At 66.3% G+C, this 13,219-nt stretch carries 10 protein-coding genes; 1 reads left to right on the top strand and 9 read right to left on the bottom strand.

Features of this window, described 5'->3' with window-relative positions:
- Positions 1-6: 6 nt before the first annotated feature.
- From ABD848_RS00535 to ABD848_RS00515, 5 genes are all read right to left on the bottom strand, one after another.
- On the bottom strand, positions 7-1,473 hold the full coding sequence (locus ABD848_RS00535) for an AMP-binding protein (RefSeq protein WP_344966237.1): 1,467 nt from the start codon (positions 1,471-1,473) through the stop codon (positions 7-9).
- 106 nt (positions 1,474-1,579) lie between these two features.
- Positions 1,580-3,679 (bottom strand): aminodeoxychorismate synthase component I, encoded by a 2,100-nt coding sequence (gene pabB, locus ABD848_RS00530; RefSeq protein WP_344966236.1) that lies wholly within the window; start codon positions 3,677-3,679, stop codon positions 1,580-1,582.
- 69 nt (positions 3,680-3,748) lie between these two features.
- Positions 3,749-5,140: a 3-deoxy-7-phosphoheptulonate synthase gene (locus tag ABD848_RS00525; RefSeq protein ID WP_344966235.1), complete on the bottom strand. Its 1,392-nt coding sequence runs from the start codon at positions 5,138-5,140 to the stop codon at positions 3,749-3,751.
- Between the two features lie 130 nt (positions 5,141-5,270).
- Positions 5,271-6,644 carry an aldehyde dehydrogenase family protein gene (locus tag ABD848_RS00520; protein ID WP_344966234.1) on the bottom strand — a complete coding sequence of 458 codons (1,374 nt, stop codon included), beginning with the start codon at positions 6,642-6,644 and terminating at the stop codon, positions 5,271-5,273.
- On the bottom strand, positions 6,644-7,669 hold the full coding sequence (locus ABD848_RS00515) for a phenylacetate--CoA ligase family protein (protein WP_344966233.1): 1,026 nt from the start codon (positions 7,667-7,669) through the stop codon (positions 6,644-6,646). Before ABD848_RS00515 ends, ABD848_RS00520 begins: the two co-directional genes overlap by 1 nt.
- Before the next feature lie 938 nt (positions 7,670-8,607).
- Here ABD848_RS00515 and ABD848_RS00510 point away from each other — a divergent pair.
- A complete protein-coding gene (locus ABD848_RS00510; protein WP_344966232.1) occupies positions 8,608-9,054 on the top strand; it encodes a carboxymuconolactone decarboxylase family protein in 447 nt (148 codons plus the stop codon).
- 194 nt (positions 9,055-9,248) lie between these two features.
- Here ABD848_RS00510 and ABD848_RS00505 read toward each other — a convergent pair whose 3' ends face one another.
- From ABD848_RS00505 to ABD848_RS00490, 4 genes are all read right to left on the bottom strand, one after another.
- Positions 9,249-10,523: a helix-turn-helix transcriptional regulator gene (locus ABD848_RS00505; protein WP_344966231.1), complete on the bottom strand. Its 1,275-nt coding sequence runs from the start codon at positions 10,521-10,523 to the stop codon at positions 9,249-9,251.
- A gap of 826 nt (positions 10,524-11,349) precedes the next feature.
- On the bottom strand, positions 11,350-11,646 hold the full coding sequence (locus ABD848_RS00500; RefSeq protein ID WP_344966230.1) for an acyl carrier protein: 297 nt from the start codon (positions 11,644-11,646) through the stop codon (positions 11,350-11,352).
- On the bottom strand, positions 11,643-12,719 hold the full coding sequence (locus ABD848_RS00495; protein ID WP_344966229.1) for an HAD-IIIC family phosphatase: 1,077 nt from the start codon (positions 12,717-12,719) through the stop codon (positions 11,643-11,645). Before ABD848_RS00495 ends, ABD848_RS00500 begins: the two co-directional genes overlap by 4 nt.
- Positions 12,720-13,208: a GNAT family N-acetyltransferase gene (locus ABD848_RS00490; protein ID WP_344966228.1), complete on the bottom strand. Its 489-nt coding sequence runs from the start codon at positions 13,206-13,208 to the stop codon at positions 12,720-12,722.
- Between the last annotated feature and the right edge of the window lie 11 nt (positions 13,209-13,219).

The following is a 13,219-nucleotide window of genomic DNA, read 5'->3' as shown; positions in this document are numbered from 1 at the left end:
AAAGGGTCACCACTTGCCTTGGCGGACCAGGAAGCGCTGGATCTTCCCGGTCGTGGTGCGGGGAAGCGCGCTCACCGTCTCGACACTGCGCGGCACCTTGAAGGCGGCGAGTCGGCTGCGGGCCGCGGCGATCAACTCCGTCTCCAGCGCCGCGGCGTCGGCCATCCCCGGAGAGGGGACGACGAAAGCGCGCAATTGGCTCGCCCCACGGCTGTTGGACACGCAAGCGACCGCGATGTCGCTGACGCCGGGGTGTTCCCGAAGGACGCGCTCGATCTCCAAGGGCGAGACCGTGATCCCGCCCACCATCTCCAGGTCGTCGGTGCGCCCCAGATGGACGTAGGTCCCATCGGGGTTGCGCATCGCCCGATCCCGAGTGGCCAGCCACCCGTCGATCAGGGTTTGCCCGGTCTCCTCGGGACGGTTCAGATACCCGGTCATCACGCTGGGGCCGCGCGCCCACAGCTCTCCCTCGCTGCCGTCGTGGATCTCCGCCCCGCTCTCATCGCGGATCTGGAGTTCAAAACCCGGCACGGGGGTACCGATCGTCCCCGGTGTGTTGGCTCCCACCCCGTTGGTGCACATCGCGTGGCCGGCCTCGGTCGATCCAAGTTGGTCGAGCACAGGCGCGCCGAGGAAGTCGGCGCACCGCTCACCGAGGTCAGGGCTGAGCTTCTCCCCGGCCGAAACGGCGGCCCGCAGGGTGGTGAAGGCCGCCGGGTCGCTTTCGGCGCACAGGTTGGCGTAGGCCGATGGCACCGCGTACAGCAGCGAGACCCGGTGGCGCTGCGCCAGCTCAGCGATCCGGGCCGGCCCGGGACGCTCGCTGGTCAGCACCGCGGCTCCCCCGGAGAACAGGGGGAGAACCAGGCTGTTGCCGAACCCGTAAGCGAAGAAGAGCTTGGACACCGACAGCGTGACGTCCGCAGGCCCCAAGCCCAGCCGTGCCTGCCCGACGGCGGCGTGGTAGAAGGACGGGTCATTGTGACGGTGCACCGCCCCCTTGGGGCGGCCTGTGGTCCCCGACGTGTACTGGATGTAGAGCGGCCAGTCCCCGTCGACGCGCCGCGCCGGACTGGGGCTGCTGCGCAGCGCTTCCTCGACCAGTTCGCTGCCCAACAGCCGAGTGACGTCGGTCAGGTGCTCGACGGTGCCCTCTTCGGCGACCGCGCAGTGCACCCGAGCGTCTTCCGCGATGAAGGCGTGGTCGCTCTCGGGCAGCGCCGGGTTGGTCAACACCGCGGTCGCCCCGAGCCGGGCAACGGCCAGGAATGTCGCGACCCAGGCGATACCGTCAGTCAACGCCACCAGCACCCGGGACTCGGTGGTCACACCCCGAGCCGCGAGTACGGTGGCCGCCCGCGCGGCGAGCTCGTGGACCTCCCCGTGACTCCAGACGCGCTCACCCTCGTAGAAGGCCGGGCGGGAGGCCCACTGGCGCGCTCGGGCCGCAAGATCGGCGGAGATGTTCATGTGTGTGTGCCCTCCGGTTTGGTCCCGGCGGGGGCTACGGCCGGGACGGGAGTACTGAGCTGATGGGGGAGCGCACGGCGACCCCGGCGCCGCAAGGCCCGTGTCCTCATTGCGCCCCCTCGACGGCGAGGTAGGCCCGCAGGGGCGCGGCTGCCTTCAGCAGCATCTCGTCGTACTCCGCGACAGGATCGGAGTCCAAGACGATGGCTCCGCCCGCGCCGATCCGCCAGTGCTGACCCATGCGCACGGCGGTACGGATGACAATGTTGAGGTCGGCGGCGCCATCGCAGGAGAGGAACCCCACCGAGCCCGAATACACACCTCGGGCCTCGGGTTCGAGGTCGTCGATGATCTCCATGGTCCGCAGCTTGGGCGCCCCCGTCATCGATCCACCCGGGAAGCAGGCGCGCACGCAGTCCACGGCGTCCAGGTCGGAACGGAGTTGGCCGCGGATCGTCGACACGAGCTGGTGCACCGTCGCGTAGGTCTCGGTGGCCATGAGCCGCGGGACGTGCACGCTGCCCACCTCGCACACGCGCCCCAAGTCGTTGCGCAGCAGGTCCACGATCATCAGGTTCTCCGCCCGCGTCTTGGCGCTGGCGGTCAGCGAGTCCCGCAGGTGGGCGTCCTCCTCCGGCGTGGCGCCCCTGGGGGTGGTCCCCTTGATGGGTTTGGTCTCTACCCCGCCGTCACGGGTGATGGAGAGGAAACGCTCCGGTGAGGAGCCCGCGATCTCCAGTTCCCCGCCCAACCGCAGGTAGGCCCCGTAGGGGGCCGGGTTCGCGCGGCGCAGCCGGGTGTAGAACCGATAGCCGTCCTCAGTGACGGGGCGCCACACCGAGTTGGTCAGGCAGATCTCGTAGCTTTCCCCCTCCAGCAACTTGCGCCGGCAGGCGTCGATGCTGGCCAGGTAGTGTTCCCGGTCGGTGGTCAGTTCGGGTTCGAGCTGCGAGGGTTTGTCGGGGAGGAGGCCAAGCGGCGCCCTGTCGGAGCTCACCCCCAGCAGGGACTGCACCATGGCGGCCGTTGTCTCCAGCCATGCGGCAGCCTGGCTGACGCTTTCGGCCGAGCCGTCGCTCATGGCGACCAGGTAGGTCATGTCCTCCTGGTGGTCGACCGCGACGAACCGATCCGCGAAGATCCACGTGGCGTCTGGGGCCGGCGAGCGGTGTCTGTTGGGCGAACCGCAGTCCGCCTTTACCTCATAGCCGAAATATCCGACGTATCCGCAGGTGAAGCTGAACGGCAAGCCGGGGTTGTCCACCCGGCGTCGCGCTAGCTCGCGCTTGAGGTAGTCGAAAACGGTGCCGGTGACCGTACGGGAGTCCCCGGCCGCTGTGGTGACCTCTACCGCTGCCTCCTCGACGCGGTAGCGGGCCGTCTCTGCCAGCGGCCCCGAGGCGTCACCGAGGAAGGAGAACCGGGACAGGCCGGGTTCGACGTGGGCACTGTCCAGCCAGAAGGCCGGTTCCTCCGAATCGGCGAACGCTTCGTCGAACAGCGCCTGCGTGTCCACGGCCGACTCGACCACCCGTAGGTGCAACTGGTACTGCTGCCGCTGCGCGGTCGCGGCGGCGCCGTGAGCGCGCGAGTCATGCCCGGTGCCGCGCTCACCTACGTCGGCGTGGTGGGCGAGCGTGAGGGCGCGGAAGTTTTCCAGCAGTTCGCGGCCGTGGGAGGTCTCGATGGACTCCGGGTGGAACTGCACGCCCCACAGCGGCCGGCTGCGGTGGCGGATGGCCATGAGCGTGCCGTCCTCAGCCCAGGCGATGGCCTCCAGTGACTCCGGCAACGACGGGTGGACCGCGAGCGAGTGGTAGCGCACCGCCGTGAAAACCTGCGGAATCCCTTGGAACAAGCCCTCGCCAGTGTGGGTGACCTTGGCGAGGTAGCCGTGTTGGGCCGTGGCCGCGGGCCCCACCTCGGCGCCTTCGCCGAGCGCGATGCCCTGATGCCCCAGACACACCCCCAACACTGGGACCGTGGACTCCGCCAGGACCTGCGAGGACAGACCGAAGTCACGGAAGCGCCCCGGGTGGCCCGGTCCCGGTGAGATGACGATGTTGTCGAAGGCCTCCAGGTCCCAGCGGTCGGCGGTCGGCTCGTCGTTGGTGATGACCAGCGGCTCCACGCCGTTGACCTCGGCGATGAGCTGGAAGAGGTTGTAGGTGTAGGAGTCGTAGTTATCGATCAGCAGGGTTCTCATCACGAACCTCCTGGGATGTAGCGGCGGGGCGCCGGAGCGTCTCCGGCGCGCCCCGTGCCGGCCGCTGGCTCAACCCTTGGCGACCAGGCGGCTCACGGCGTCGGCGAGCAGCATCGACTGCTCCTCGTTCAGCCGTGGGTCGCATAGGGTCTGGTAGTTGCGCTCCAGCGCGATCGCGTTGTCCGGGCCGCCCGTTCCGATGCACTCGGTTATGGCGCCCTCCGCCGCCTCCAGGTGCAGCCCGCCGGGCCATTCCCCGGCTGCGCGCAGTGTCTCGAAGAAGCCCTCGATCTCGGCCATAATCTGCTCTGTCCTGCGGGTCTTGCGCCCGCCGGGCAACACTTCGGTGTTGCCGTGCATCGGGTCACAGACCCACACGGGGTGGTGGCCGGCGTTGCGGACCGCACGCACCAGTTCGGGCATCCGGTCGCGTACCGTGTCGGCCCCCATGCGGCAGATCAAGGTGAGTCGTCCCGCTCGCCGGTTGGGATCGAGGAGCCGGCATAGTTCGACGACCTCGGCTGGGTTCGTCTCTGGCCCGATCTTGCAGGCCACGGGGTTGGCGATGCTGGCGTGGAAGGCCACGTGCGCACCGTTGGGCTGTGCGGTGCGTTTGCCGATCCAGGGCAGGTGAGTGGAGAGCAGGAACCATTCCCCCGTCTGGCGGTCGCGGCGTACCAGCGCTTCCTCATAGTCGAGGATGAGACTCTCGTGGCTGGTCCACAGCCCCGTACGGCTCCACCCGCCCGCCTCGTCCCGGCGGGTCTCGCCATAGCCCTCCAGGACCGAGCGCAGCGAACCGTCCCAGGGACGGGCCAGCCCGGAAACCTCACCCCCGGCTTCGCCCAGGACAGTCAGATCCGAAGCAGGTAGCCCCCGCGTCGCCGTCTCGTGGGCGATGATGTGCAGCTCGCTCAGGACAGCCTTAGCTGCCCGGTAGGCCGCGAGCAGCCGGTGGGGATCGGGAACGCGCAGCCGCGGGTCCGGACGGTGGTCGTTGACGATGGGGCCGCGAAAGACTGTTACCTCACGGCCGGCCACGGTCTCGGTCGGCTGTGATCGGGGTTTGGCGAACTGGCCGCCAAGGCGGCCTATGGTCACCGTGGGTGCATCGATACGGTCGCTGAACGTCTCGGCCATCGAGCCGATCAGCTCGTGTTTGCAGCGCAGCGCGGGTATCGCCGAAGCGTCCATAGGCTCGACACAGTCCCCGGCTTGCAGCAGGAAGGACTGGCCGGCCGCGACTTTGGCCAGCGATGCCTCCAACCGGCGGATATCGGCGATCGCTGTCAGCGGCGGTACGACCGTGAGCCGGTCCCGCACGCTGCTGAGGGCTGCCAGGTCGCGCCATGGGGGTTGTTGGGCGATCGGGCGCCGGCGCCAGTCGCCATTGCGCCAGACAGAGCCGGCCAAGGCACGCGCAGAGAGCGGCTGGCCGGGCTGCGGTACTGCCGTATGCATGGGTCGGTGCTCCTATCAGGAGGGTGAGTCGTTGGCTCCCTGTCGCGCCCTTTTGGGGCGGAAAAGCCATGTCTGCGTCCCCGGCCCGCGCGCTGTCCGCTGTGCTCGGCCGGGGTGGCATGACAGCCGATTAGGCGGAAACCTCGCTCACCACAGCCTTGGGCTCCATCAAAAAGCCCGCGAGGCTGCCGTCGTGGGGCAGTTCGGGGCGCGAGGCCCAGGGCAGGAGTTGACCGGAGACGACCTTGCGCACGCTTGGCTCCCGAACCAGCCGCTCGACAAGGTCATCCCGGGATGTGAGGACGTTGACCACCAGCGAACCGCCGAGGGGAGCGCTACCGTGCTCCTCACGCCACGGCGCCACCATCACGAACGGGAACGGCAGTTCAGTTCCCAGTCGTTGATCTGTGGGGTCGTCGGTGGAGAGCACGAGTGGACGCAGCACGGTGGTGCCGCTCGCTGTCTGGCTCACGACCCCGTCGGGGTAGCGGGGGCTTGAGTGGTCAACGGCACCCTCGCTCAATGTCGCCAGGTAGGCGCGCATCGCCTCGGCGTCCTCGGTGCGGATCGCCGGCAGCACGGCCGTAGGGTCGGTGGCGGCAGTCGTTGGCAGTGCGGCCAGGCGCTCTGCCAGCCGGTCGGCCAGCTCCCGGTGGTCTTGGCTCGTCAGCACTGCCGAAATGTTGTTGCACCGCACACCGCCGTCGCCGGCGACCCAGGACGCCAGATCGCCGATGAGCTCCTCGGTTACGGGCACGTCGATCAGGGCCTTGCTATGGCCGGGGCCGCGCACCAGGATCTCGTTGTTGGTGCGCCAGCGCTTCACCGCGTCGGGGCCGCCGTAGAACAGGCTGAGGTCAGCTTGGGCGAGGAGGTGCTCGCCGATCTCGTGGCCCCCCGGCAGCAAGCTCACCTTCTCGGGGGGCAAGCCGGCGTCGAGGAGCGAGCGGATCAGGCGCCGCGGCGTGAACGGATCACGGCTTCCCGGTTTGACCGCGACGCTGTAGCCCAAGGACAGCGAGCGCACCCACGAAACGTTGGGTTCGGGGTGGTTGTTGGGCACGATCGCGGCCAGGAGGGCGCCCCGTGGAACCCAGCGTGTCTCGAAACCGGGGACCGCGAAGGGAGCGGGCAACTCCGAGCTGTTCAGCAGGTCAGTTTGCCCCAGTTCCGTGGCGATCCCCGCGCTCGCCCGGTCGATAACGCCGATGGGAGCCCCGGTAGCGGCGCTGACCCGCTGCCGGTACTCCTGGGGGCTCTCCCCGCCGACCTCGGCGGTGGCGAAGAGTTGGCCGGCCGTTGCGAAAATCTCGGCGCTGGGCACGCTTGGGTCCAAGGCGCTGCGCATTTTGGTGACGGCGGCTTGGGCCAAGAGTCGGGGAGCGGTGCCGATATCGGCCAGTGGCTGCCCGTCGACCCCGTCCAGTTGCACCCGGTCCCTGCTGGGAGCCGTCTCACCGCAAATGATGGGCTGGATCTGGGTGAGCGTCAGGGTGTCGCTCATCAGTACACTCCCTCGATGATCTTCGGTCCGGACCCGTCGTGGAAGGGGGCGATATCGGCGAGGCCGTCAACGGTGCCGCCTTGGGGTGGTGCCATGCGGATGGCCGTGTCGCGTTCGAGGACGTTGGGCAAGAACATGTCGCGGCTGAGCAGGTGCATCAGCACCCGTCCGCGCTCTCCGTAGTCGACCTGCTGCCCGTGCTCAGGGTCGATGACCTCGACGACCGACTGTGGGAAGAACGGGTCGAACACGCAGGAGTCCTGGTCACCAGCGGCACGGGGGCGCTGGGGTGCGATTCCCATGAGGGTGTTGCCGTAGATGGCCGCGACAGCGGCGTTGGGGAAGAAGACGTTCTCGATCTGCCAGAGCGTTTCGGCGCTGACGCTCGTGCCCGCCCACAGCAAGCCACGCAGCCGCTCCGCGAGGAGGTCGTACAGGGTGCTGCGGGAGCACAGCGCTTCCAATACGGGAGGCGTGATGAACAGGGTTCGGATGTCTTGGGAGCGCGCTATCAGTTCAACCTGATCGAGGAGGTACTCGCGGTACTCGTTGGCGAGTTCGGTGCGTCCTTGGGAGAGCAGCTTCTTGACCCAACGGGGGTCGAAGTCGACGGTGAAGCACAGGGAGCCGCGTTTGGCCGCCAGATGCTTGATCGTGCGTCCGACCACGTGGGGACCGCTAGGGCCGATGTGTAGCCAGTGCCCGCTGTCGGGAAAACCGTGCTCACCTAGCACATCGCTGACCCACTCGACGTTTCTGCCGCGCGATGCGCTGTCGACGACGCGCTTGGGAGCCCCCGTGCTGCCGCCCGATTCGAACACCTCGAAGGGCTCACCCTGCGCACCGGCGGGGATGAGTTCCTCGGCCGGGACGGTGCACAGTTCGTCGCTGAGATCGGCGAAGCGACGCAGGTCGCTCAACTGTTTGATGTCGTCGATCGGGTCGAAATCCAGTTCGGCCGCCCGTTTGACCCAGAAAGGGGAACCGGTCTCGGGGGAGAAGTGCCATCGCAGGACCTCACGCATATAACTGTCTGGATCTTGCGTGGCCTGCTCTGCCGAAATGTCGTGCAAGATGTCTGTCATACATGCCTCTGGGGTCAACAGGGCGTTATGCCCTCATGGGTGGGTGAGGATGGGGGTGATTGATATGGGCTGCCAAGAGAGGGGGAGGTGGATTCTCGGGATTCCCTTGCGCGCCCGAATTTTTCGGCGCTCGACTCTCTGGCACCGCGGCCTACTTTTTTCAAGTAATTTGGTGTGGCGGAAGAATCTGGGGCCGCCCGCCGCGTCTCAGCCGAGCAGGAGGAACGGTTCAGCGATCTGAACAGGTTCGTACGTCCAGCGAGCACCGTCGGGGGCTTCGGGGAGCCTGAGTTGGAATCGAGGGGTGGCCTCGTTTCTTGACTCTCTGGAAGCTTTTTCTGCTGCGCTGGGCAGGTAGCGTTTGGGGGAGTTGCGCGAGCTGAGGTGAGTTGGAGGTGCGCTTTTGTGGCGGAATTTACTTTTTGATGGATAGGGGTGTTGCTTCATCCTGTTCCATTTGCAGGTGTCCCTTGTTTCTGCGGCAAAGTGCACCTTCCCGCGTTGTTCTCCTTTGAGAACAAAACACCAAAATCGTATGTCGATCTACATCGACGGGAAATAGCAATCCTATGACCAGTCATTGCCATAGGGAGGTTTTGCTATAAATTGCTAGCTGGGGGCTGTGAGGTTGCTACGCGCCGCTGCGGTAGCAGCCGCCTCGAGGGTCACACTGGTGCGACGTGGTCCAAGCCGCTGGTGCCGACCCGCACGATTGTCGTGGTGTGTGTCGTGGTGTGGCGGCGGACGCGCGTTCTTGCGGCGGGGGACCCATCTGACAGTTAATTGCTATAGCCGCGCTTCGCACACAGGGGCTAAGGTCTCTTTCTCGGGCCTCTCTGTGATGAGGCCCGAGGTTTTGATGCGGAGGATCTCCTTTTATGAGCCACAACCGGGTTCAAGCCGGCAGGCAGCTTCCCGAGGCGTACCAAAAGCTCGCCGAACTCGGCGAGATTGTTGACTCAGTCATTGACCGTGAGGTTCACGAGCTCGTCAAGCTTCGCGCGTCCTACCTGAACGGCTGCGCGTTCTGCGTCGACATGCACTCTAATGACGCTCTCAAGGGCGGGGAGTCCCAGCAGCGGCTCTTCCTCGTCGCGACATGGCGGGAGGCCGGCGACCACTTCACCGAGTCTGAACGTGCGGTCCTGGCTCTCGTCGACGAGGTGACCAAGCTCGGTGAGCACGGGGTCGCTGACGCGACTTACGACGAGGTGGCCCGCCACTTCTCTGAGCGCGAGATCGCCACGCTGCTTATGGCGATCGGGCTGATCAACGTCTACAACCGGCTCGCTGTCAGCACCAGGATGACGCCCCCCAAACGCTGAGGGTCCCGGCTGTTGGCCGGTGGGCGTTACGCGGGCCAGGTGACAGTCGTCGCTCGGGGCTCACTGCGACCGCAGGGGGCCGGCCTCTTTCGGCCCGCTTTTGTGGTTGCGCGGCTCGGCGCCCCTTCGGTGCAACCGACCTTGCCCCGTCGGTACCGAAGGGGCGTTCTCATGAGGCCATGAGCGCTCCCGGTTTACAGGGCCGTCGTTTCCGGGCTCTCCCGTTTTCCCGAGACCCAGTTGGCGATTTGGACCCGAGACGAGAGTTGTAACTTGCGCATGACCTCGCGCACATGGTTGACCGCCGTCCACTCGGCGATCCCGAGTCTTTTGGAAATCTCCCGGTTCGTCATCCCGTTGGCCACGAGCCCCGCGACCTGACGCTGTCGCGGGGTCAGCACCGATTTGTCGGTGTCTTCGACGTGTTGCGGTGGGGGATAGGAGCGCATGCCCGCGCCGGCGGGGATTTCCCCGGTCTTTTCCTGCACAAAGGTCCGCACGAGGTTGAGGTGGGTGATGAGCGGCTGGACCATGTTCTTGTTGGTCACCCGTAGCAGGTGCTCCTCGATCAAGAGGCGAAGGGTTTGGTCCACGCTCTCGGGGGGATCGGACAGTAAACTGTGTACGCTGTCGAAGGTGAACTCGTCATAGCGGCTGAGCTGCACGAGCATATCTTGCGCCGAAGGTGGCAGCACGCGGAAATGTCGTTCCAACGCCTCGCGCATACTGTCATGGCGCAGCGACACGGCTCCCCAATTGACGCTGAGAATCCCGATCCCTTCCGCGAGGCGTCTTCGAAGGGACAGCGGGTCCAGGACTCTCAGCCATGGCGCCGCGAGCTCGATGGCCAGCGGGAGACCGTCGAGATCGTTGACGAGCCCTAGCAGGGCTAGCTTGTGCTCCTCGGTGAGAGACGTGTAGGCAGGCAGGTAACCGGAGCGGCGTATGAGCAGTTTCGTCGCCGCGGCCGACAGGACGTCTTCAAGGGAGGTCTCCGGGGAGGCCGGAGGGACGGGGAGCGGGTCGAGTTCAAATATCTGGCCGCCGTATATGCGCACGGACTCGTTGCTCGTCACCAGCACACTGAGGTTGGCAGAGCGCGACACGAGCGTGAGCACCCCCCAAGCCACCCCTTCATGGCCGGGGGCGTAGTTATCGACGATAATGAGCTGGCCCCCATGGTTTTCCGGGCCGTCCCCAATCTCGCCACTGTACTCCACCAGTTCCCGCGTAAGTTGTTCAAGACTTTCGGCGGCGGAGCAATCCAGAATGTGAATTCCTCTCGGAAACAGATGTCTCAAGGCGTTGGCGACTTCCAGAGCGAGCCGGCTCTTGCCCGAGCCGATCGGGCCCGCGATGACCACCGGCCCGGTCGTGGACCGCAGCATCCGAGAGAGCGTCTCCACCTCTTTTTCGCGGCCGACGAGCTCAGGCAGGGACGCTATCTGTTTCTGATGCACCTCTGACATCCGTGATTGCAGCATGGTGTCATTCCGCTCTATCGACGGGTTCCGATCGCGACTGGTCAGCTCGTTGGTCTCCCATCGGTTCCGCCGCGCAAGCGGGGACGGTCGCCGATCACTCTGTCGACCTGGCTCGCCCCGATCGCGGCCTCCTAGGACCGCAAAGGTGGTCTCCGCCGCCCCGCGTCTCTCGCCGCAACGCGCATCGCCAGAGGACCGCCGTGGCCGCGCTCCGCTTGAGAGGGCACCGGCAGGGCGCGGTCCGCGTCGATGAGGCAGCACTTAGTAGCGCCCTGGGTGTCTCCAGCCCCCATGTGTTCTTGTGGTACGTAAGCGAGGGGAGACCTGTCACTTATCCCGGGTCGGCCGCACCCCGAACGTGTGTACGCGTGTACGCATGTACCCACGAGACATGGACATGGCACCTGGTCCCAGGCATGATGATTCCTCGAATCGGTGGAGGCACGGGGGGAGATACGCACATAATGACTAATTGCGTAATCCCTATGCAATAAAACTATACACTTTCCCTGGCTGGGGTGATTCCAGTCGTCTCCTGGGTGAAGTGCGAAATCGTCATCATATATACCTGTGGCCGTATGTGGCCATCCAAGCCCTGGCTGGTCCTGGATTTTCTTGGGTCCTCATACTAGAATATGTCCTCTTCGTGAGGCCCTGTTGTGGATCATGGTATCCAATAACAGGGATTCCCGAATGGGAATAGGGATTCCCAGGTGATGTTAGGGAATCCCGAGCGAGGGGGCGTGTCACCGGCCACTACGGGTGCGACCAGGCCCCTCTCCCGCCCACATGCTCCTCGCGTCGGTTTGCCTCACGGCCCGTCGGAGGGCGGCTCGGCCACCCGTGTGGCCACGAAACCGGTCAGGGCGGCGATGGACTCCAGCGCGTCCAGGTTGAGGTCTTCAGCAGCCACATCCACGCCGAAGCGCCGGTGCACCGCCGCCAGCAGCCGCATGCCCGACAGGGACTCCAAACCGATCTCGGGAGCAAACAGCGAGGTCTCGGCGGGCAGGTGGTCGAGCTCGCCCGGCTCGGTCAGGACCGCCTCGGCCAGGAGTTCCCGGATCGTCTGCTCGACGTATGGATAGGTCTCCGTTGCCGCGTTCACGCGCGCCCCTCCTCGTCTCGACTCAGCCAGGGCGAATAGGCCGGCAGCGGTTCGACCAACTCTCGCCGCAGGACCGCGCGCCCCTCCTCGTCCCACGCGCCGCCGGCCTGCAAGCCACACTGGCGCAGCAGGATACGTAGTTCGGTATTGGTGTCGGTGGGCCGCAGCACCAACCGCACCCTGGCCGCCCCCGCCTGGCGCGCCGTGTCCATGATCCAGCGCACAAAGTCTCGGGCGACCCCGCGCCCTGCCACCCGACACGACAGGGCGAGCAGTCGAATCTCCCAGGCGTCGGGCTCCGCAGCCACCTCCCGTTGCACCAAGGCCGCGCCGATCAGACCGTAGGCGCCGAAACGGTCGCTCAACTCGGCCACCGGTACGTGCCACCGCTGCGGCTGCGCCAGTGCCGCCGCGACCTCCTCGGCTTCGGGGGCGAGTTGGCTGGAGTTGAGCCGATGCGTGCGCGCCGCAAGCTCGGCCACCCGGGCCACGTCGCCGGCCTCGGCTGTGCGCAGCCGCAGCCGCATCCGGCACCACGCCAGGAACTCCTCGCGGGAACCGGTGAAGGCCGACTCCGCCTGCTTGCGCTGTTCCTCCTCGCGGTAGCGCCGCACACGGGCGCGAGCCTCAGGGGTCAGCGTGTCGGGGTCGGCGGGCAGCGAGTCGAGAAGACCGGCGACCTGCTCGGGAGCTAACACCAGCGCCTCAGGCAGCGCAGCGCGCACCTCGGCGCGCTCGTAGGCATCGTCATCGACCAGCGCCAGTGCGTCGGTGCCGATCCCCAGTTCCTCGCTGATCCGGCGTAGCGAAACGCTCTTGTCCTGCCAGGCCAACTGGGGGGCGACGAAACGCGACGCCAGGTCGTCTCGCTGCTGTAGCGCTGTCAGCAGCGTCGGGTCGGTACGGCTGGCCACGCTGCTGACCACACCGCGTTCGGCCAGTCGGTCGATTGCCCGCAGCACCTCGGCGGTGGGTTGGGGCAGCGCGCTATCGGTTCGCTCGATCGCCACCTCATCCCACAGCGTGCCGTCGAGATCCCAGGCCACGCATTTGATCGTGGAGCCGCTCGCCATTTACTCGGCTCGTTCCCGCCGGTCGAGTTTCATGGTCAGGTGTGTCGCGGTGAAACCGAACTTGCGGTACAGCGTGCGCATCGCTGTGTTACTGGCGTGCACCTTGCCCACGACCTCGGTTACCCCGTGCAAATCGACGAAGTCCAGGCCAGTGGCCAACAGCAACTCGCCCACCTCCGAACGTTCAGGGATGGGCGCTACGGCCAAAGAGCGGAAGTTGGCGTAGCGCTGCCCCGACATCGGGTTGGTGTTCACGGTAATCCACAGCCACCCGCTGGCGGGCTCCCCACCTCGACAGGCCACGAACATGCCATCGGGGGATTTGGCCATCGCCTTAGCCAGCTTCTTCTGCTGGACCTCAAGGTCGTCGATGGCGTCCTCGGCGAAGGAGATCCGCGCGATCTCCGCCTCGAACTCGGCTAGCCGCGGCAGGTCGTGCTCTTCGGCCGGCCGTACGGTGAAGTCCGCAGCCTCGTTGTGTGTATCCACCTTCGTCACAA

It is taken from the genome of Salinactinospora qingdaonensis, assembly GCF_039539445.1.
Classification (GTDB): domain Bacteria; phylum Actinomycetota; class Actinomycetes; order Streptosporangiales; family Streptosporangiaceae; genus Salinactinospora; species Salinactinospora qingdaonensis.
The sequence above is the reverse complement of the archived record's forward strand: the minus strand, read 5'-3'. Positions and strand labels throughout refer to the sequence as shown.